Source organism: Pseudoalteromonas sp. MSK9-3, from assembly GCF_003590335.1.
Classification (GTDB): domain Bacteria; phylum Pseudomonadota; class Gammaproteobacteria; order Enterobacterales; family Alteromonadaceae; genus Pseudoalteromonas.
This window is the reverse complement of sequence record NZ_MIET01000025.1, coordinates 1-22,627: the sequence shown is the minus strand read 5'-3', so window position 1 is coordinate 22,627 and position 22,627 is coordinate 1. Positions and strand designations below refer to the sequence as shown.

At 40.1% G+C, this 22,627-nt stretch carries 16 protein-coding genes and 1 pseudogene; 7 read left to right on the top strand and 10 right to left on the bottom strand.

Going from position 1 to position 22,627, the window contains the following annotated elements; genetic code table 11:
- Nucleotides 1-107: 107 nt before the first annotated feature.
- Nucleotides 108-1,046, top strand: coding sequence for a hypothetical protein (locus tag BGP78_RS10125; RefSeq protein ID WP_119861296.1), 939 nt, complete (start codon nt 108-110; stop codon nt 1,044-1,046).
- Nucleotides 1,047-1,126: 80 nt separating this feature from the next.
- Here BGP78_RS10125 and BGP78_RS10120 read toward each other — a convergent pair whose 3' ends face one another.
- The 8 genes from BGP78_RS10120 to dapB all read right to left on the bottom strand — a co-directional run bounded on the left by BGP78_RS10120 (nt 1,127) and on the right by dapB (nt 11,820).
- The gene (locus BGP78_RS10120) at nt 1,127-1,939 is read right to left on the bottom strand and encodes a DUF4198 domain-containing protein (protein ID WP_119861295.1); all 813 of its coding nucleotides are present in this window, start codon (nt 1,937-1,939) and stop codon (nt 1,127-1,129) included.
- 5 nt (nt 1,940-1,944) lie between these two features.
- Complete coding sequence (locus BGP78_RS10115; protein WP_119861294.1) at nt 1,945-2,433, bottom strand: DUF2271 domain-containing protein; 489 nt, start codon at nt 2,431-2,433, stop codon at nt 1,945-1,947.
- Nucleotides 2,434-2,460: 27 nt separating this feature from the next.
- Entirely contained in the window at nt 2,461-3,036 is a 576-nt protein-coding gene (locus BGP78_RS10110) for a PepSY-associated TM helix domain-containing protein (RefSeq protein ID WP_119861293.1), read from the bottom strand.
- 365 nt (nt 3,037-3,401) lie between these two features.
- Nucleotides 3,402-5,222 carry a DUF885 family protein gene (locus BGP78_RS10105; RefSeq protein WP_119861292.1) on the bottom strand — a complete coding sequence of 607 codons (1,821 nt, stop codon included), beginning with the start codon at nt 5,220-5,222 and terminating at the stop codon, nt 3,402-3,404.
- A gap of 694 nt (nt 5,223-5,916) precedes the next feature.
- On the bottom strand, nt 5,917-6,393 hold the full coding sequence (gene greA / locus BGP78_RS10100; RefSeq protein WP_119861291.1) for a transcription elongation factor GreA: 477 nt from the start codon (nt 6,391-6,393) through the stop codon (nt 5,917-5,919).
- A 45-nt stretch (nt 6,394-6,438) separates the two neighbouring features.
- Entirely contained in the window at nt 6,439-9,657 is a 3,219-nt protein-coding gene (gene carB, locus BGP78_RS10095; RefSeq protein ID WP_119861290.1) for a carbamoyl-phosphate synthase large subunit, read from the bottom strand.
- Between the two features lie 17 nt (nt 9,658-9,674).
- Nucleotides 9,675-10,811: a glutamine-hydrolyzing carbamoyl-phosphate synthase small subunit gene (gene carA / locus BGP78_RS10090; RefSeq protein ID WP_119861289.1), complete on the bottom strand. Its 1,137-nt coding sequence runs from the start codon at nt 10,809-10,811 to the stop codon at nt 9,675-9,677.
- 208 nt (nt 10,812-11,019) lie between these two features.
- Complete coding sequence (dapB, locus tag BGP78_RS10085) at nt 11,020-11,820, bottom strand: 4-hydroxy-tetrahydrodipicolinate reductase (RefSeq protein WP_119861288.1); 801 nt, start codon at nt 11,818-11,820, stop codon at nt 11,020-11,022.
- A gap of 404 nt (nt 11,821-12,224) precedes the next feature.
- Between dapB and BGP78_RS10080 the strand changes: the two genes are divergently transcribed.
- The 3 genes from BGP78_RS10080 (at nt 12,225) to BGP78_RS10070 (ending at nt 15,586) form a co-directional block, all read left to right on the top strand.
- On the top strand, nt 12,225-13,163 hold the full coding sequence (locus BGP78_RS10080) for a GNAT family N-acetyltransferase (RefSeq protein ID WP_182912263.1): 939 nt from the start codon (nt 12,225-12,227) through the stop codon (nt 13,161-13,163).
- Nucleotides 13,164-13,403: 240 nt separating this feature from the next.
- Nucleotides 13,404-14,717: a Na+/H+ antiporter NhaC family protein gene (locus BGP78_RS10075; RefSeq protein ID WP_119861286.1), complete on the top strand. Its 1,314-nt coding sequence runs from the start codon at nt 13,404-13,406 to the stop codon at nt 14,715-14,717.
- A gap of 86 nt (nt 14,718-14,803) precedes the next feature.
- The gene (locus tag BGP78_RS10070) at nt 14,804-15,586 is read left to right on the top strand and encodes a nucleoside-binding protein (protein ID WP_119861285.1); all 783 of its coding nucleotides are present in this window, start codon (nt 14,804-14,806) and stop codon (nt 15,584-15,586) included.
- An 82-nt stretch (nt 15,587-15,668) separates the two neighbouring features.
- Here the strand turns inward: BGP78_RS10070 and BGP78_RS10065 are convergent, their stop codons facing one another.
- Nucleotides 15,669-18,245, bottom strand: a complete 2,577-nt coding sequence (locus BGP78_RS10065; protein WP_119861284.1) for a TonB-dependent receptor — start codon at nt 18,243-18,245, stop codon at nt 15,669-15,671.
- A 410-nt stretch (nt 18,246-18,655) separates the two neighbouring features.
- On the opposite strand from BGP78_RS10065, the gene BGP78_RS10060 reads away from it, so the two are divergent.
- From BGP78_RS10060 to BGP78_RS10050, 3 genes are all read left to right on the top strand, one after another.
- Nucleotides 18,656-20,512 carry a motility associated factor glycosyltransferase family protein gene (locus tag BGP78_RS10060; RefSeq protein WP_119861283.1) on the top strand — a complete coding sequence of 619 codons (1,857 nt, stop codon included), beginning with the start codon at nt 18,656-18,658 and terminating at the stop codon, nt 20,510-20,512.
- 9 nt (nt 20,513-20,521) lie between these two features.
- Nucleotides 20,522-21,184, top strand: a complete 663-nt coding sequence (locus BGP78_RS10055) for a hypothetical protein (protein WP_119861282.1) — start codon at nt 20,522-20,524, stop codon at nt 21,182-21,184.
- Nucleotides 21,185-21,377: 193 nt separating this feature from the next.
- A complete protein-coding gene (locus BGP78_RS10050; protein ID WP_119861281.1) occupies nt 21,378-22,085 on the top strand; it encodes a metal-dependent hydrolase in 708 nt (235 codons plus the stop codon).
- Nucleotides 22,086-22,443: 358 nt separating this feature from the next.
- Here the strand turns inward: BGP78_RS10050 and BGP78_RS22755 are convergent.
- Nucleotides 22,444-22,627, bottom strand: a pseudogene (locus tag BGP78_RS22755) (IS3 family transposase); the annotation flags it as partial.

Here is a 22,627-nt window from a genome sequence, read left to right as displayed (position 1 = left end):
AACACTCTGGGTGCAACACCGCTTGCACCTTTTTCTCAAGCAATGCATTTATTTCTATTTTTCTATGTTATATCGTAGTAAATCTGTTTATTCATATAGCGCACCCTATGCTCAAAATACTTTTTATTATTATGCTTAGCACCGCTTTTTTGAGCTCAGCTAAGCCCAGTCAATTTCTTGTATATGGTGATATGCCATATTCTCACATAGACGCTGATATGCTTCGTAAGCCCTCAGGGTTGCTATACCAAGCCGTACAAAAAACACCGCATGACTTTATTGCACATGTTGGAGATATAAAATCTGGAGCGGCGCCTTGTACTAACGCTATTTTAGAAGAAAACTATGCACTCATTAGTAAAATAAGCCACCAGCCATTTATTTACACGCCTGGAGACAATGACTGGACGGACTGTGATAGAAAAAGCCTCACCCCCCGCTACGATGAACTAGAGCGGTTGAAGTTCATTCGCTCTGAATTCGCTCGCTCTGCAGTCAAGCTTAGTCATTATGAACGACAAACAGCGCAACCTGAAAACCAAACGTGGTTACATAACAATATTCGCTTTATTACTTTACACGTAGTTGGCACCAATAATGGTCGTAGACAAATTCTTCTCTCGGATAAAAAACAAGCCCGAGCACAGATCAATATACGGGATGATCACAATGTTACATGGCTAACACGCAACTTGAACCCTAATTTATCAGCCGCCGTTATTTTCATGCAGGCTGATATTTTTGTAAATCCGCAATACAACAAGTCATGTACACAAAGTAGGCAAAAAAAGTGTGATGGATTTAAAGAGTATAAAGCGTTGCTGAACGATATTGCTCAAAAGTATGACTTTCCTATCCTTATAAGTCATGGGGATACAAAAGCGTTTTGTTTATCAAAAAGACCTTCTGGGTTATGGCAACTTAATGGACCCGGCGACTTTCAATATTTAGATGTTGCGCAAGTCAGCATAGACATCGAAAATAAAGTAACTCCTTTTTCGGTCAGAGCCTTACTCGCAGATAAGGTAATATCAGATTGCCAGTAATTCTGGCAATCTGATGAATGATTATGCTTCTACATAACTAAAACGTTAATAACTGTATGAGCTACCTACTCGTTCAAGACTTAATTCAATACAGCTTCAAACGTAAAGAAAATCTGACCACCCATCTCATCTGCTAATGCGTCATTTGTAAGTGATTTTTTAAATTCAGCCACTAACAAATAACGTCCCGCATCAGCGAGAGTAAACGAGATCTCTCCATTATTATCAGAAACAACTTTCAACGCATTGAGATCATTCCTATATCGAGCACCATCTTTAATAATTTCAACCTCAACACCTTGCTGTGGTTGACCATTAAATAATAACTGTAACTGGGCTTTTTCATTTTGCGCAATATCAGAGGGGTGAGTGATCGGCTTAAGCTCTAACCCGTTATTAGTTAAACTATAGTTATCATTTGGCGCATTTAATGTCACAAATGTCATTACTTGAGCCTGAGAGGCCAGCGTCGTGACATTCTTTGCTCCCTTAGGAAGTTTGTCGGCTCGGTTTGCCTTACTGGTATTACGCAACCATTGTGTGCCCTCTTTTCCTGATACCTCGTAGCTGGTCCAATAACTCACATCACTGTCCAAATACAATTTATAAGTGCCTTCTTCAGTCAAATGAATATCAACCACGCTCTTGCGATGACCACGATAACTTGAACTAGGGCGAGAGCGTTCACCGTTTGGTTTTATGATGGTAAATCTATCTGAACCCATAGGTTTATCAACGTTAAACGTTTCATTCGATGCCGTAACATCCGCCATGATCCATACTTTGTCTTCTGCTGACACGCTAAAATGTGTCGGTAAAATCCAGCGATCATGCGCCTGTGCCGAGGTAGCCATCGTGAATGCGAACATAGCGAATAATTTTAATTTAGACATGGTTTTTATTCCTTAATCGAAAATTTTGTAGGGTTTGTTTCTAAAGTGCCTTGAAGGTCATAAGACTGCGCTTGTCCATTTAAGCGAAATTTTTGCTTTATTATTGCGCGACCACCATTTTCTCTCACAACCTCAAATTTTAGCGTGTAGTTACCCTGTGCTAAAGGCTCACCATTGTCATCATTGGCTGAAAAGTTAAGACGGTAATCACCTGCAGGACGTGTCGCTGATGTTACAGAGTCAACCAGCTCAGGAGCGCGCCGCCCTACTTTTCTCCACCAGGTGCGGATATCTTTAAGCCACTTTGCCCCTTCACGCCAAAGTACTAAAGTACGTACACTTTTACCTGCATCATCCTCAATCCAAACAGCAACATACGGGTTGTGGTACTCTCCTGTTTGTTTCGCTAAGTTAATCGAGAGCTCGATTTCTGCCCCCCTTGCTTGAACGGTAAAAATTAACGTAAGTACTAAAAATGCCCATGTTTTTATCACTTTCTCTCCTCGAAAAATTCAGCCGTGCTACACATAAAGTACGTAGCAAAAAAATACCGCTAGAGTTGTTACTAAACTCAGCGCTAAGGTTTTATTTACACGTCTTTGTGCCAGCGCTAACACCAAACCTGTCATACTGAATAAAATCATCAATATGGCACTTATATCGATAATAAATCGCCATAATGCGCCGCTATTACGGCCTTTATGTAAATCATTTAGCTTTGCCCACACGCCATAATTGGTTTTTTCTACGAACACCTCAGCACTTTCTAAATCAATCGTGATTGCCAAATGTGTGCCAGGCCCTTTGTCACTAATAAAAAGCTCATAATCATCTCGCTCTAAGGTAAACCGTTTACCAGTAAACCACCGCTGTTGGTGTAAATACGTTATCAGTTCTCCCTGATGCTCTGCGCCTAGCAAAGAACGAGGCAATTGAAACTCCAATTCATCAACATGCGCTTTGTTATCTGCAAACCATTCGGGGTGATTTAACGTTACCCCTGTCACGGAAAAAAACACCATCAAGGTTAATAACGCCATAGACACGTAAACATGGATCAGACGAGAATAGTTAAGGAAAGACTTATTAACTCGCACTACTGACTTCCTAAATTTTTGATTAATTGCCACAAGACACGTCGGCTCACTGCTTTAACCGTAATACAGCACACCACCGCTCGGCTGCACACGCTGCCTTTAAAAGACATAACTTCTATTACTACAGAGAGAACTAAGATGGTTTACCGCTTATCACAGTGTGAAGACCAGACGATTGTATTTACCAAAAATAAAGAGTAAAACCCAAATAAATTCAGATCACAGAGGAAGAAATTAAATACTTACATATATGCAACACTATAGAAACCAAAACAATAAAAAACAGCTCGCCAGCCATATATATGAAAAGAAAAGCCAGCTGAATTCAAGCTGGCTTTATGGTAAAGAATACGAGGGAAATTATGTTATTCGCTTTTTTCTACAATATACCTATCAATAATTTTTTCTAATATAGTTAAAGGCACAGCCCCATTTTTCAACACCGCATCATGGAATTCAGCCAATTCAAACTTATCACCCAAGGCTGTTTTAGCCTTTTCTCTTAACGCTAGTATTTTTATCATACCGACTTTATATGAACAGGCTTGGGCTGGATTCACAATATAACGTTCAATTTCAGCCACGACATCCGAATATGCCTTTCCCGTATTTTCGAGCATGTAAGTAATTGCTTGCTCGCGAGTCCATTGTTTGGCATGGATCCCCGTATCTACCACCAATCGAACTGCTCTAAAAATTTCAGCTTGTAACCGGCCCAAATTATCAAGCGGCTCATCTTGAAAACCGAGTTCCCACGCCAATTGCTCCGTATATAAAGCCCATCCTTCTGAGTATGAAGAAAAAGGCGACATGCGCCTAATCATTGGCATTCCTTCCAATTCTTGTGCAATTGACAGCTGAAAGTGATGACCCGGGATCCCTTCATGATATGCTAATGTACGCATACCATATTTAGGCGTTGCTTTTATATCATACAAATTGACTGAAAAGCGCCCTGGGCGGCTGCCATCCATAGGTGCTTGTTGATAATAAGCACTGGGCGATGTCTGCTCTTTAAATTCAGGGATCCTAACAACTTCGATAGGCACATCAGTTCTAACATTAAATACTTTGGATAACCCTGCGTCTATTTCATCAACAATATCTTTATAATCAGCCAATATTTGAGCTCGCCCTGCATCGCTATCTTCATAGTAATGTTTAGGGTCTGCTTTGAGCGCCTCCATAGCCTTAGAAAAGCCAGCGGAGGTATCGTACCCCTGCGATTGCAAAATACTCAGCATTTGCGCTTTTATTCTGGTCACTTCACTGAGCCCCAAACTGTGTATTTCATCTGGTTCCATATCTGTGGTCGTATAAATCTCTAATGCTCTTTTATACGCTTTATCACCATCGGGTAAACTCCAAAAACCAACAGTGTCAGTGGCCTTGATATTTAACGCAACAAAATAATCAATAAGTACTGTGTAAGCAGGGTAAACACTCTGTGTAATTTTATTTTTAGCATCATTAAGAAGCCGTGCTTTACGCTCAGCTGAAATATCCTCTAACGCCATTACCCGCCGCTCTAGCGAAGTGTATAAAATATTTTCATGGGCTGGAGTTTCAACAAACCCACGCATTTCATCCAGTACGCGCTTTATCACAAATTTAGGAGGGATAATGCCCTTGTTTTCACGAAATTCTAACCCTTCTAAAAGCTGGTTAAATTTCAGTTCTACCGCCTCTAAACGCGCTATGTAATAAAGCGCTCCTTGCTCATCTTTTACTTGATGCCGGGTTTCCATAAACGTTGGAAAGTTATTTTGGACGCCAAATAATTGATTTACAGGATAATCATGATAGTGTAGTTCTGGATCCGCTATCATTTGAGATAGCCAGTATTGTGCAACCTCTTTAGTTAACTGTTCTTGTTCATCTAAGTTACTATTATCATAACTGTTTAGTACCTGAACAACCTGACCAATATAGTGATTTTTTTCTTTATCATGTGTCAAAGACAAGTCATCTAACTGTCCATTATGTGCTGTGATCCCCACCGAGTCTAAAATACCTAATGAGGTGAGCATTTCAGGCGTCTCTAACGAAAATTTTATAAGAGTCCGGTCTAGAAAGATCCTAAATGATAACGGCTTTTCTGCATGCCATTCGTGCAAACCAAAACTCCCCAGTAAAACCACTATACTAAAAAAAATAATGCTGAGCCATTTAATGAATATCTTCACTACATTTCCTTTTTATTAAAATTTTCTAGTGGAAAAATATCATAACCTTCGGAGTTACGCCTTTATTTGGCAGCCAAATTTGTAACCAAATAATACCAACATTAATGAAAAACTCACTTAAGAAATAGACTCTACGCTCTAATAAATTATATAAAGCAGCACGTTAAAAACTTTTTCACAGATTGTTAATTTATTTGAATATCAAAGGGAGGAAGAGGTTGACTTATCCACATAATTTATAAAGAATATTTATTTTTATTTGATTATATTTCGTTAAGTATAAGAAACCCTACAAGCATTAGTATAGAAGAAATTTTTTAGCTGATGATTATATTAATCAGCTCCAAGAGCGTATTAATCAATAAAATTAACTATAAGTATAGAACCAGTAATAATTTATTTTACTTTTCTTATTAGTTATGAAAAAGTGAGTGTGAAATTTTTTAAGTAATAATTTTTAAAATTTGGTGATTTTGATATTCAATTAATAAAAGTGTAAGTTCCGTAATAATCAGCTGTTAGCTTGCGGTAACTGAGGAGGTTGTGTTTCAAACCCATATCAAGATGCATATAGATAATTGATGCGCTGAACTGCTCATAACAGAAAAATAACGAAAGGGCATTGACTATACTCAAGTATTGCATACAAAAAAGCCGAGCTTAGCTCGGCTTTTTTAATGAATAAATTTAATACTTAAATATATTCAACTTCGATGATTTCAAACTCAACAGCACCATTAGGTGTTTGAATATTTGCTGTGTCATCTAATTCTTTACCAATTAAGCCACGCGCTATAGGTGAATTAACTGAAATTAGATTACTTTTTATATCAGCTTCATCATCACCAACAATGCGATATTTTACTTCTTCGTCAGTATCTACATTCACGATTGTTACTGTAGTACCAAATATCACCTTACCATTATTTGCCACTTTAGTGACATCAATAATCTGTGATGTTGAAAGCTTCGCTTCAATCTCTTGAATACGGCCTTCACAAAAGCCTTGCTGCTCACGCGCGGCATGATATTCAGCATTTTCTTTTAAGTCACCGTGTTCACGCGCATCAGCGATATCGGCAACTATTTTAGGGCGAACAACCGATTTTAAATGGTTTAGTTCTTCACGAAGTAATTGCTCACCTCGTACTGTCATCGGAATTGATTGCATAAGTATCTCACTTATCGCCAAGGCCACGAGGCCTTGGCTTTGTCCTTAGTTCAATCGTTGGTGTAGTTCTTGTACAGAGTTCACTACGTTTCTGTCATCTGCAGCATGCGCAGTACAGTTAGCAAACGCTGCATTAAGCGTTGTGGTGTAGTTTGTTTTATGTCGTAACGCACCACGACGTAACACCTTCGAGTCTTCAATTGCTTGGCGACCTTCAGTGGTATTTACAATGTAGCTATACTCACCATTTTTGATACGGTCAAGAATGTGTGGGCGGCCTTCAAATACCTTGTTCACGCGGCGAACTTCAATGCCAGCTTCTTCAAGGGCTTTTGCTGTGCCGTTTGTTGCGTCTAACTCAAAACCAATTTCTCTCATGGTTTTAGCTAATTCAACAATACGTGACTTGTCGCTGTTACGCACAGATAGTAGCGCGCGGCCACCGCGTGGTAAAGCATTACCCGCACCTAATTGTGCTTTTGCAAACGCATCGGCGAAATTATCACCAACACCCATCACTTCACCCGTTGAACGCATCTCTGGGCCACGTAATGGATCGACACCTTGGAACTTAGCAAACGGCAGTACCACTTCTTTAACACTGTAGTACGGTGGAATGATCTCTTCCGTCACACCTTGACTTGCTAAGGTTTGACCCGCCATACAACGCGCTGCCACTTTAGCCAATGCCACACCCGTTGCTTTTGAAACAAACGGTACTGTTCGAGCAGCACGAGGGTTTACTTCAATTAAATACACTTTGCCATCTTTAACAGCAAATTGCGTATTCATTAAGCCTACCACTCCAAGCTCCAATGCCATACCTGTTACTTGCTTGCGCATAACGTCTTGTATGTCTTGCGGTAACGAATGTGCTGGCAATGAACATGCTGAGTCACCTGAGTGAACACCCGCTTGCTCAATGTGCTCCATGATGCCGCCAATAATAACTTGCTCACCATCACAAATTGCATCCACATCAACTTCAATCGCATCATCTAAGAAACGGTCAAGCAATACAGGTGCTTCATTTGACGCTTGTACAGCTTCAGTCATATAACGGCGTAAATCATCTTCGTCATATACAATTTCCATCGCACGACCACCTAATACATAAGATGGACGAACAACTAATGGGAAGCCTATTTCTTGAGACTTAGCAATCGCTTCTTCCGTTGACGTTACCGTTGCATTTTCAGGCTGTAAAAGGTCTAAACGATCAACCAATTGTTGGAAGCGCTCACGGTCTTCAGCACGGTCAATTGCATCTGGCGAAGTACCAATAATTGGAACCCCATTTGCTTCAAGCTCTCGTGCTAGTTTCAGTGGTGTTTGACCACCGTACTGAACAATAACACCCACAGGCTTTTCAACACGGACTATTTCAAGAACATCTTCAAGCGTAATTGGCTCGAAGAATAAACGGTCAGATGTATCGTAGTCTGTTGAAACCGTTTCAGGGTTACAGTTAACCATGATCGTTTCGTAACCATCTTCGCGTAGCGCAAGTGCAGCATGTACACAGCAGTAATCGAATTCAATACCTTGGCCGATACGGTTTGGACCACCACCGATAACCATGATCTTATCTTTATCAGACGGATTGGCTTCACACTCTTCATCATAAGAAGAATACATGTAAGCGGTATCTGAACTAAACTCTGCCGCACACGTATCTACGCGCTTATATACTGGCAAAATTTCTAGTTGGTGACGTTTTTTACGAATTTCTTTTTCTGATACACCGGCAATCTCAGCAATACGTGCATCAGCAAACCCTTTACGCTTAAGACGGCGTAAGAAATCTTTGTTAAGACCCGCTAAGCCGACATCCGCAATGGTTGCTTCATCTTTGATGATGTCTTCGATTTGCACTAAGTACCAACGGTCAACTTTAGTCAGCTCAAATACATCTTCAACGCTCATACCGTGACGTAGTGCATCTGCAATGTACCAAATACGCTCCGCACCAGGCTCACGTAGTTCACGAATGATTTTCTCTTTCGCTTTAGGGTCATCAAGTGCCACAATTGGATTAAATCCGTTTGCACCCACTTCTAGTCCGCGAAGCGCTTTGTGCAATGACTCTTGCTGGTTACGACCAATCGCCATCACTTCACCCACAGACTTCATCTGTGTAGTTAGACGGTCATTTGCACCGGCAAATTTTTCAAAGTTAAAACGTGGGATCTTAGTGACAACATAGTCAATTGACGGTTCAAATGATGCTGGTGTTGCGCCACCTGTAATGTCATTTTGAAGTTCATCAAGGGTATAGCCAATCGCAAGCTTTGCAGCAATTTTCGCAATTGGAAAACCTGTCGCTTTAGAGGCAAGCGCAGATGAACGAGATACACGTGGGTTCATCTCAATGATAACCATACGGCCATCATCAGGGTTAACACCAAACTGTACGTTTGAACCACCTGTTTCAACACCAATTTCACGCAGAACTGCCATTGAAGCGTTACGCATCAATTGGTATTCTTTGTCAGTCAATGTTTGTGCTGGCGCAACCGTGATTGAATCACCTGTGTGTACACCCATTGGATCGAAGTTTTCAATAGCACAGACAATGATGCAGTTGTCGTTTTTGTCACGAACAACTTCCATTTCGTACTCTTTCCACCCAATTAAGCTTTCATCGATTAATAGTTCGCTGGTTGGTGAAAGGTCAAGACCACGAGTACAAATTTCATCGAACTCTTCTTGGTTATATGCAACACCGCCACCGGTTCCACCCATAGTAAATGAAGGGCGAATAATACATGGGAAACCGATACGCGTTAGTACATCATGTGCTTCATCAATTGTATGGGCAATTTCTGCGCGAGGACATTCTAAGCCGATATTTTTCATCGCAACGTCAAAACGTTCACGGTTTTCAGCTTTGTCGATAGCATCTGCCGTTGCGCCAATCAGTTCTACGCCATGCTTAGCTAGCACACCATATTTATCTAAATCTAGCGCACAGTTCAATGCCGTTTGACCACCCATAGTCGGTAGTACAGCATCTGGCTTTTCTTTCTCGATAATTTTTTCAACAACTTCCCAATGAATTGGCTCGATGTACGTCGCATCAGCCATTTCAGGGTCTGTCATAATAGTCGCAGGGTTTGAGTTAACAAGAATAACTCGATAGCCTTCTTCTCTTAGTGCTTTACACGCTTGAGCACCTGAGTAGTCAAATTCACAGGCTTGGCCGATAACAATCGGGCCTGCGCCTAAGATAAGAATGCTTTTTAAATCAGTACGTTTTGGCATTATTACTCCGGTCTCAATTAAGCTTTACGAGCTAGCATTAGTTCAATGAAATGGTCAAACAAAGGCGCTGCATCATGTGGGCCTGGGCTTGCTTCAGGGTGACCTTGGAAGCTAAATGCAGGCTTATCTGTACGGTGAATACCCTGCAAAGTTCCATCAAATAATGATTTATGCGTTGCACGTAGCGTATCAGGTAGACTTGCTTCATCTGCTGCAAAACCATGGTTTTGCGCTGTGATCATCACCACGTTACGGTCTAGGTCTTTCACTGGGTGGTTACCACCATGATGGCCAAACTTCATTTTAACTGTTTGTGCACCTGAGGCTAATGCCAATAATTGATGACCTAAACAAATACCAAAGATTGGTGTATCTGTTTCTAGGAAAATTTTAATCGCGTCAATGGCATAGGTACATGGTTCAGGATCACCAGGTCCATTTGATAAGAAGATACCATCTGGGTTTAATGCCAACACGTCTGCAGCGGAGGTTTCTGCAGGTACCACTGTTAGCTTACAACCACGATCCACCAGCATACGTAAAATATTTTTCTTCACGCCAAAGTCATATGCAACTACATGAAATTTCTCTTCTTCTGCCGCAAGCGTTCGGTAGCCTTCACCTAAAGTCCAGCTTGAATCAGCCCAAGTATACTGCTCTTTCGTACAGACTACTTTTGCTAAATCCATCCCTTTAAGACCTGGGAATGCTTTCGCTGCTTCTAATGCTTGCTGCTCATCGAGTGAGTCACCAGCAATAATACACCCATTTTGCGCGCCTTTATCACGTAAAATACGCGTCAATTTACGTGTATCAATATCCGCTATCCCTAAGATATTACGTTCTTTTAGGTAATCACTTAACGATTGTTCGTTACGGAAATTACTAGCAAGTAAAGGCAAATCACGGATCACTAGGCCTTTTGCCCAGATCTGGTCCGCTTCTTCGTCTTCACTGTTAGTTCCGGTATTACCGATATGTGGGTAAGTCAGCGTTACAATTTGTTCCGCGTACGACGGGTCTGTCAAAATTTCTTGATAACCAGTCATAGACGTATTGAATACTACTTCACCGACTGACAAGCCGTCAGCGCCGATCGCAGTACCGCGAAACACTGTGCCGTCTTCAAGGACTAACAGAGCGGATTTAGTCAAGATAACCTCCTAAATGGTAAAAAACGGGAGCTAGCCATTACGCTTTCATCCCGTTCACAAAGCGCTTGGTAACACGCAGTAATAATTTTTGGCAAATTCGTTGTAGTTTACAGCACTTTGTCAGGTTCGTCTAATAAAACCATTAAAAACACGATAAATAGCAGTTAAAGCCAAAAAAAGCCGTTAAGAGGTTAAAAACACATATTATCTATCGTAAATCAAGCACATCCTGCATAGTATAAAGTCCATTTGGTTTACCCTTAACCCATGCCGCAGCCCTTACTGCACCTTTTGCAAAGGTCATTCTTGAACTTGCTTTATGCGTAAGTTCAAGCCTTTCACCCTCAGCAGCGAAGTAAGCCGTATGTTCACCAACTATATCTCCGCCTCTCATCACAGAATAACCAATCTCTTGTTGAGACTTCTCTATATCATCATGGCTTCGGTCGAACTTGGCAACATCAGCATGCTCCCAGCCTTTTGCTTTCGCAATTGCCTCGCCAATCATCAGCGCTGTGCCTGATGGCGCGTCTATTTTATGGCGGTGATGAGCTTCAAATATCTCGATATCAATATCATCTGACAAGGTTTTTGCTGCAACCTGAACTAAATTTTCTAATAGATTAATGCCCACGGAATAGTTTCTTGAAAATACGATAGGAATATGTTGAGCAGCTTCTTCTAATATTTGCATTTCATCTGAGCTTAACCCTGTAGTACCAATTACCATCGGTACTTTTTGTTGCACGGCACGCGCCAAGTGTACTTTTATTCCTTCAGGTAAGGTAAAGTCAATTGCAACATCAACTTCGCAGCTCAGCAAATTCTCATCCGTAAATATAAGCTCAGTATCTCGGTGCCCCAAAAAGATACCGACTTGTTGTCCTATTAATGCGTTAGACTTTCGGACTAACGCAGCCGATAATTGTGCATAATCTGCTGATAGGCTTGCTTCACATAGCACTTTACCCATTCTTCCATTAGCACCAAAAACAGCTACTTTTATCATATTAAGCTCCTATAAAGTTACGCATCGTTATACCGAGTTCGTAGCCAGAAATCATCTGTTATTTTCTTATATCTATTAACCAATCGGTTTAATTTAAGCAAACTAAATCACCGTGGTTACTCTGTTAAAACTTAAATTTTTCTCTAGCAAAAAACAATATAGAATAAAAATCATTTCGATTCGTGTAAAATAGCGGCAAACAAATCGCTCAAGAGCAAAAGTACTGGCAATAGAAGAGCCCAATATGGGAACATTTGATTTTAAACTGTATTTTTAAAGTTAATGTTATTCCAACAGCCTAATGCTATGAGCGCATTTTAAGTCACTCTCTCACAATGCCCAGCTGTCCATTTGTACTTTACAGCTGTCTAATTGTGAGGATCGTATTAAGGAACCACATATTGATGTCGTCTATACCCGATTCACACACCAACATGCTCAACCATCGTTTACATTTAAAATCTAACCAGCTTGGCACCGTCGTTTTTCATAATTGCTTAATCTTGCAAAAGCAGCCAGACATATTAGAAATGCAAGACCTTATTCTCTTTCTTGATGAAATATTTCATAATCACCAACACATTACCCATATACAGTTAAGCAAATCGTCATGGCCTGACTGTGAAGCATCACAAGCACTATCCAAGCATATTAATATTCGTAGTTTCTCAAAATATGAATTTTATAACTGCCCTCTATTTTTATCCGCTGACGCACAAAAAAAGCATGCCATTTTGGACCAAAGCACGGTCATAAAAAGTCAAATAAACTTATCAGGTAAGCTTTACAACCGCAAAGATCTTGATATTGATCAAGTCATTAGCTTTAAAGTCATTGATCCAAAGAAAGATCTTGCGCTATTTCATCAATGGATGAACAACCCTAGAGTTGCTGAGTTTTGGGATCAAGCTTGGTCAGAAGAGGCACTGCATAACTACCTTAAAGAGAAACTAGATTCCCCTTATGAGATTCCGCTTATTGGTTGTATTAACGATATCCCATTTGGTTACTTTGAAGTGTATTGGGCTTCGCAAGACAGGATCGCACCTTATTATCCATGGCAATCCTTTGATAGAGGGTTGCATTTATTAGTTGGCAACGAGTCATTCCGAGGGAGCCGCTATTTTAAAGCTTGGTGCAAAGCAATCTCTCATTTTATTTTTCTTGATGACATGCGGACACAAAAAATTGTATTGGAGCCAAGGCACGATAATCATCGCTTATTTACTCAAATACAAAAATTAGGATTTAAGAAAGAATTTGAGTTTGATTTCCCGCATAAACGCGCCGCATTAACTTCAATTCAAAGAGCTGAATTTTTTAACACGAATTTTTCTTGCTAGCGCTGCACCTCGCCTGCAATACATAACATAATGACCTCAAAGCATAATGCTGAACGCTAAAGTCAGCATTCATTAATAAGCCACATCTTAGTGGCTTATGTTTATCATCGATTATGATTGACAAACCATCTAGCCATCTATACATTCGCACATCCATTTTAACTATTACTTGAATTATGCGCTTTAATGTGAAAACAATGGCTGCATAACAATAAATAATAATCTTGATATGAGGCCTCAATGCAGGAGCCAATGAATAAACTAGCTGCAAAGTTATCTTTGTTACCTTTACTGACTTTTGTCGCGTTATTTTTAGGCGTTGGGCTGTATTTACAGTCTCAGGGCGTTGACTATGCATTTTATCAACTCCCTGCACCCGTCGCGATTTTACCTGCCATTGTGATTGCCTTTTTAGTCAATAAAGCATCTATCAATCAAAGTGTAGAAACCTTCATCAAGGGTGCAGGTCATAGCAACATCATTACCATGTGCCTTATATACTTATTAGCAGGCGCTTTCTCTGCTGTTGCCAGTGCAACAGGGGGAGTTGATGCTGTAGTAAATGCCGGCTTATCGCTTATCCCACCCGCATTTTTACTCCCTGGTCTTTTCCTCATAGCCGCGGTTGTATCTACTGCTATGGGTACTTCAATGGGGACAATTGGCGCCATTGGGCCCATTGCTTTAGCTGTGTCTGTTAAAACGGGTATAGACCCTGCTGTAATGGCAGGTACCATTGTGTCAGGTGCCATGTTTGGTGATAATTTATCGATAATTTCAGATACAACCATTGCAGCCACCCGCACACAAGGGTGCGAAATGAAGGACAAGTTCAGAGAGAACCTGAAAATTGCGTTACCAGCGGCTATCTTAACCGTTTGCTTATTAGTGTTTTTAACACCAGAGCCCCAACCGGTTGAAACTAAAGAGTTTGATTGGCTGTTGGTATTGCCTTATGCCTTTATTTTATTCTTGGCCGTCGCGGGTATGAACGTATTCGTAGTGCTATTCAGTGGTATTCTCTTTGCCGCTGCAATGGGCTTTACGGGCGATTATGAAGTCGCAAGTTTTGCTAAAGACGTATATGACGGTTTTAGCAGTATGCAGGAAATATTCTTACTCTCTATGTTTATTGGCGGCTTATCTGAATTTATTCGTATCAATGGCGGTTTAGATTACTTAGCTAAAAAAATACAATGGCTTACCTCTATTATTGCTAAGTGGCACAGAAAAGTTGCTGATCAGTTAGGGATTGCAGCTTTGGTGCTCACCAGTAATTTATGTATCGCCAACAATACTGTGAGTATTATTGTTGCTGGCCCTGTTGCCAAAAAGCTGGCAGATGACGGTAATATCCCCGCTAAGCGTTCAGCTAGCTTACTCGATATTTTTGCCTGTGTTATGCAAGGTTCATTGCCATACGGCGCACAAGCTTTGTTATTAGGTGCCACATTTAAGATCAGCCCTTGGGATGTTTCAACATCTTCGTATTACTGTTTTATTTTGGCATTTACAGCGGTCGCAGTCATATGCTTAAGACGAAATAAAGCGTAATAATATAAACGTTTCTAGGCACCCTCTGTGGTGCCTTTGCTATACTCTTCATTGTTGCTCACGTACCTACGGAAAGTGCCTACACAATGAATAAACCTCTCATACTCATATCTACCTATTTAATTACTTGCTCCACGTCGTCGCTTGCAGCTAATTGGAGTAAAACCCAGCTTCATGTTAATCGTGGAGAATTTACCAACCCCTTTACTTTAGATGAAGCGAAAACCAGTGTTTTTTCGCTTCAACATGCATCTGGCTATGACTACGGGGATAATTTTTTCTTTGTTGATTATATCGATGACGACATAGAAGATAACTATCAAGACCGTGATTTTTATATGGAGTGGTACTCAACTGTAAGCTTAAGCGCAGTCAGTGACTACTCCTTTAAAAAAGGGTTTCTTAAAGATGTTGGTTTAGTCATGGGGGTCAACATTGCAGGCGACCCAAAAGTGGTAAAATACTTACCTGGCGTCAAACTTAGCTGGGATATTCCAGGTTTCAATTATGTGTCTACTACCATCACTGGTTATTTTGATGACAGCGCAGGAGTCGCAAAACAAGGGGTACCATCGCAAAGTAACGCTTGGATGTTTGATCTTGCTTGGGGCTACCCTTTCACCTTGGGCAACCAAAAGTTTTTATTTACCGGCCATGCTGAATATATAGGTTCCCGGCAAAATGAATTTGGCGCCTATGTGAATGACTGGTTACTTGCCCAACCTATTTTACAATGGGATCTAGGGCATGCACTAGGTAACCAAAGTGACACACTGATGCTCGGTATAGAGTGGCAAATATGGCGTAATAAGTTAGGAGGAACGGTTAATGAATCTGCGCCACAACTTCATGTAGCATGGACATTTTGAGTCAGCCATATAAAAGGCACGCTATCGCGTGCCTTTGGTCGGTCTTATTGAGTGAAACTGAGGTTAAGTGTTATATGTAAAACTAAAATGCTACATTAACACCTGCGAAGAAATAGCGACCTAACGTGTCGTACGTATACGGATCCGTATTTGAGTCATTATTGCCGGTATAATAAGGGGGTTGTTCATCAAATAGGTTATTAATGCCAGCCGATACTTTTACACTTTCATTTATAAAATAACTCCCAGACAAGTCATGATACATAACTGACGGCGTACTTGGCGCATAACACGAAGTAGGCTCACTTAGACACGCATAACTGTCCATACCCGAAATATAGCGTATTTTATAATTGGCACTCCAATCATCAGACTTAACAGCCAAAGTTAGATTTGACTTAATATCGGCATAGCCGCCGGTGCCCGAGGTGATAAGCCCAGTATAATCAATGCTCTCACCCGCATTGGTTACAATACGTTCATGTAAAAATGACGTATCTAACCCCGCTGACCAGTTATAGCCCATAGCATCAAACTTATAGAGTAAGTTTAAATCAACCCCACGCGTTATTTCTTCGCCAATATTTTGCAGTTGATTATTAAACGTCGCCTTCCCATTCGACACCTGTACGTTCGCTGATTGACATACTGCTGAATCTTGGTTTTTTAGCTGCCCACTGCTGTCGATACAGCTATCAACAATAAACTGATTGTCGACACTGCCAATGGCGTTACTAATTGCAATATCATAATAGTCAAGCGTCATCGATAAACCTTGTAGCCATTGTGGCTCATAGACAAGCCCTGCGGTCAGCGTGTCAGCTTCTTCAGGTGTTAACTGATCATTACCACCTACAGTAACCTCTGCTTGACTATCTAATAACGCGTGATTAATTTGCTCAAACGACGGGGAGTTACCACCATAAAGCTCATCGACTGTTGGCGCTCTAAACGCGGTTGAGCGCACGCCACGAAACATAAATTCATCATTCACTTTCCACGTAAACCCTAACTTCCAAGTAGAGTCACTACCAAAGCTAGAGTAATCAAATGCCCTAACAGCAGCACTTAAATCCACTTGCTGCGCAAACGGTAAGTCTGTCAATACAGGTACTGCCAGCTCTAAAAATGCTTCATTCACATCATAAGAACCGCTGGTTGGCTCAACTTTAGGATCATTGGCAAGCCCTTGTGAAGTCAGTGAATCAGGCGTGTACCACGCCTTTTCAGTACGACTTTCAATTCCTGTTGCAAACCCCATATAACCGGCTGGTAACTCAAATAGCTCTCCTGACAATGAAGCACTTAAGTTCAGCATTTGACTGCCACCGGTATTTTGCTCAGTATAAATATAATCAGACATGTTTTCAGCAGACCAAGACGCTTGATCTAATGGGTTAAACGCACCATTTTCTATATCTTCTGTTAAGCTGCCAACATTATGTAAGTTAGATAGCTTATCGACTGAATCATTTCTGCCAAAATTTAATGCAACATCCCAATTGTAATCATTTTCTAATACCCCCTCTAACCCGACGACCGTACGCAGAGTATCAACGACTTGAGAAAAGTCCCGCGTACCTGTATCGCTCATACGACGACGATAATGCACAGTATCACCATACTCTGCACCATGCTCTAGTAAGTCATCTCCCATTTCCTCCGTGTAAGTAAAATCGAACCACACAGGCTGAGGTGCCATTTGTTGCTCTGACCAACGTTTTGTATACATCGCCTCGGTGAATAGTGTGGTGTCATCAGACAGTTCATAGTTAACAACTCCTGTTAGATTCAAGCTTTGCATTGGAGTATAAAGGTAACTATCTTCAGAGTAATTGTACGGATCTGACTCAGGGTTGTATTCGCTGTAAGAGCCATCAGGACTGCCTTGTAACTCTTTGCCATTTTCTAAATAAAGATGACCGTTGGGCGTAATTGAAGAACCCCCACACAGTAACTCGGTACCATCGGCACTTTCAGTAATTGGGCATTTTGAAAAATCTCGATCTGCTTGGCTCGCCTCTCCTCTATCCATATATTGCAGACCAAATACCATATTGCCTTTGTCGAAACTGTTACCAAATGTCAGATCAATACTATTTCTTTGCGCATCGCCTTCACCGCTTAAACCTGTTTGTACATTCAGTTCAGCACCCTCAAAGTCATCTTTTAGGATAATATTCACCACACCAGCAACCGCATCCGTGCCGTACACGGCTGATGCGCCATCTTTAAGCACTTCAACGTATTTAATCATCGATACTGGAATGGTATTTAAATCAACGGTTGATGCAGCCCCTGTACCTGAATTGATCATACGACGACCATTCACCAACACTAACGTTCTTTGTGCCCCCATACCTCGTAAATTAATACTCGCGTTACCACCTGAGCCATTATTTACCCCTGGGTTGGTCATCGCTCCGCCAGCAGCCGTCATATCTTGTAATATATCGTCAACGGTAACTGCGCCAGAGGCTTTAATATCTTCAGCACCAATAATAGTCACAGGGCTGGCTGTTTCCATATCTGAGCGTTTAATTTTAGACCCAGTCACTTCAATTTTTTCAATAGGTTTAACGGCGTCTTGTGCTTGTACACTATTTGAAAACATAGGAACAGACGCAGCGATAGACAACGCAATAACTGATTTTTTCATACTCACCTTCTACACTTAGATATGGCCAAACCGCCGCCATACACGTTTATTAAATTTGTGTAGCTGCAAATTAGAGCGATGAAGATGAACGATAAATGACTAAGCGTTCAGATCCCAACCACCACAGAAACAGGGTGATAACAGAAGGCTACCAAACTGTAAATAAATACAAATTAATACATTTATATTAATTAAAAACAATAAGTTACCAACATTGCAATGAAAAGAAAAAGGAGGTAAAGCTGAGTTTCAAGCTGTTAAATAATGTAAATTAGTAATTCTTACATCGCACAGCTCTAACTACTAGCGTAAAATTCCCATATTTAGCTACAAGTAACGAATATTAATTTGACTATATACTCCCTTTATGAAAAAGTTGCGAATTATGGATACAGTGGCTTAGCTCGGCAATGGAACTGATATTAAAAAACCGTGAATTTTTGTATGTACAAGATAACCTTAAGTTATCACCATCGTGGAGTGATCAGTACTCTCCACAATATATCGACGCATCAATCAAAGAGTTTTACGGTGAGGCACCCAAAGACTGCTGTGCACAGCAAGTTAATCTATTCCTACAACACCCACTTCACTTAAGTTTACAGTGGGGTGTAATGCATAATACTCCCACAAACAGCAAACCTTCACATCAAAGCTTCATTGATAGCACCAGTAAGTATGCTGAAGAATTAGGTTATAAGCCAAACTCGAAGCCACATAGAGGAACTCTAGTCGTACTAGGCTTAAGCGCCGGGTTTCATATTGACCTATTACTTAATGCAATCCATTACAGCGACGTAATTATAATTGAACCGAACAAGTTACACTTGGCAATGGCTTGTTCAAAATGCGATTTAAACGAACTAAGAAAAATTTGCCAATCACGCGGTGGTTCGCTCACTATATCTCTTGCCAATAGTTATGAGCATTTCCTAAACTTCATGACCAATACTCTAAATTCACAAGGGCACCATTTACTTGCTGATATTAGTTTGTATAGACACCGCTCAGAAGATGTCATCGATGAAATATACAATAACTTTCGACACTGGAGAAACCGGTTTGCCTCAATGTGGGGGTTCGTTGAAGATGAACTCATAGGCTTAAAGCAAACTCTAGAAAATGCACAAAAAGTAACATTCCAGAACTATCAGAATTTACTGGTCAACAATAATAAAGCTTCCGTTATTATTGTTGGAAATGGACCATCATTAGACAATGACATAGATTACCTAAATGAGATACAAAATGACGTTGTGATAGTCTCCTGTGGAACCGCATTAAGTACTCTATTGAGAAAAGGCATTACACCAGATATCCATGTAGAAATGGAGCGCACATCAGCAAGCTACTATTTAAAAGAAAGCGACTTACAAAGCCCTTACCTTAAAGAAACTATTTTTCTTGGTCTGAATACCATCTATCCAAAGTTCATAGATATATTTAACTACACAGTACTATTCCCAAAAGGAAATGACGTTGGCGGTGAAGTTTTATGCGATAATGTACACCAGCTAAAACCACTTTACCACTGTAACCCAACAGTATCTAATATGGCCGTCGCAGCACTTGCTCATATGGGGGTCAAAAAATTTACGCTGTTAGGTTGCGACTTTGGATACATAAACCCTGAGCACCATCACAGTAAGTCTTCCATTTACTACGAAAAAAATAATGTACTATCCTCTTTAGCATTTAAACCTGAACTTCAAGTAACTGGAAATTTTAGGAAGTCTATCTTTACCACACGTATTTTTAATGAATCGCGTCAAGCTCTTGAGGAACAAATAAAATCATCACCTTCAATACAATTAATCAATTGCAGTGATGGGGCCTTAATATTAGGGAGTGAACCAATGAAGTTCAAAAATATTGCGCTCAGCAACTCACCAAAAGAACTGATGTTAAGCCATATTAAAACTGTAATGAAAGCACCTATTTTAGGTAAAGTAGACTCAAGAAAAGCGCTTTCGTCAGGAAAGGTTGCGCTAGAAAGGTTACGGCATGACATACAGGGTGTGCAATGTAATATCGAATTACTGAAACTATTAAAGGCTTTTAACAAAGAGCTTAAAGTATCTCAAGACCACAAAACCTATACTTTGCTTAGTGGCTCAATCAAGTATATAGCGCTCGCCATAGCAAGCCATATCAACCATATCCCCCCATCTAAATGGGCTCAATATAAAAAGTTTACTCAAATAAAACTTGAAGAGCTCATTTTAGAATTATTAGAAAAACTTAGTAAACAACCTAAATTATATTAAGGAAGATCAATGAAATTTAATACACTGTGTGTACTGCCTGCGGCTATCATAGCCAGCAGCGCAATTGCTTATACTGCAGAAACAACTTCTATTGAAAATGATAATACTATCAAGATGCACCAAGATAGCAGTCTAAATGAAGGCTTTTCTGATATCGAAGTGTTTGGTGCAAATGACTCAGCAGGGGCCGGAGACTCAACAGGCTCAAGGCCAGATGACTTTACACCGTTTCCAACGACAGAGCCAAGCGACTTAACTGGCGGTGGTAATATCCACTATGGCGTTCTTTACGTAGATAAGGCCGTATCTGAAGGGTCTAATAATTACGAACCTTATCGACGTATTTGTGTGAAATCTAACAAACGTATGATTATTGGGGCTCATTCACCTTATGATCAAGCGACGCACGGAGAGCGGTATTTGGTAAAAGGGACTTATAAAGCATCATATCCAAAAGCTGGTGATTTCACTAAAATATCTCTAAAACTGAAAAAAGATAAAACTTCAGTTGCCGAATTCATATACTTGCAGAAGCTAGGTACTGCTAAATATGAATTCATTGGAGAGTCGAGGTTAGGGAAGGTAATCAATGGTCACGTGAAAGCATACTATAAAAACGTAATGCTGTACGACTATGAATTATGCGAAGTTACGCTAGGTGCCTATTATTAATAATAAAAACGCATAAATTGGATATGATTTTAAAAGAGTGGCTTAACAGGCCACTCTCTTCAAGCTTCAATTAACTAACTTATCACCGCTCCTTTATTCGAAAACTCATAAACGATTGTTCCTAAAAGGCCACACGCGAATAACTTTAATTATGTTAATATTCAATTGTATAAATCATAAGAAGTAAATTTACATGGCTAATTTCTCCACTCATTTCAAAGCATCTATCATTACAAGTGCAGCGCTGTCCACTGCCATATTAGCTGTCGACTTGATCCCACTAATACAAGTCTGTGGCCTTTTTATAATTGGTTCTCTTGCTGGGTTGGTGCCTGATCTCGACTCCGATCGCTCAAAGTCGTTAAACACGCTTTTTTCAATATTTTCTCTCGCGGTCAGTGCAATCTTTATACTCTCTTTCGACTTTAACTCACTACTAGAAATTTGGGCCTCTTTGCTTTTGATATATGGCTTTATCAACTTTGCCATAAAGCCTATTTTTGAACATTTCACGGTACACAGGGGTTCATTTCATTCAATTTCCGCCGTTGTGCTGGTCGTATTGACGACGTTAAATTTAGCTATGTGGCTTAATTTTTCAATTACTTTGGCCGTTTTATCTGCGATATATGTATTAGTTGGATGTCTGACACACCTTATTCTTGACGAATGTTACAGCGTCGATATTAATAATAAGGAAATCAAGGCATCTTTTGGCAGTGCCTTAAAACTATTCGACACACGATATATTACAGCCACACTGTTTCAATTTACCTTTATAGGTTTAAACATTTATTGGATCTGGCACAGCTATGATGAAATATTTAATACATTCTTGAATATAAAAAATACCCTAGTACAAATGCAGTTTTTACCTGACTTTAGTAAATACCAGCTTTGAATCATGCATTCGATATCAGCTTAAGTATTTGCATAAAATTGTGGCTGCATAAAATATTTAATTCAGGTCTTTACACTTTTTCAGCCAATAAAAATCGCAGTTTTAACAAACTGACATTAAGATCATTCTACTGTTTATGGCATAATCAGGTGTAAAAAATATTGGCAAATCTTATTATGTAAATTTGCTTAGTCGCAATGTACACAGGGCAGACTAAAAAGCACTCGAACCCTGCTATAGATTATACGTATGTACATTAATTACCTGTTGCCATTACATTGTAAATACGCCTAGTCTTATTCACTTTAAACTTAGGCTTCCTATGCAAAAGTTTTGTTTAAAGTCAGCATTGTTGTGGTCAACTAATTCCGGACAGTGAATTAAGTTTTTCTTCTGCTACTGCAGGGGCTTTCATATCATTATGACTATGCGGCCTGCTCCAGTTGTAATAGTTCATCAAATAAAAGCTAATATCTTGCTCTGCTTCCTTAAATGAGTTGTAGCCCGTACTTGGAACCCATTCTGTTTTGAGGCTTCTGAAT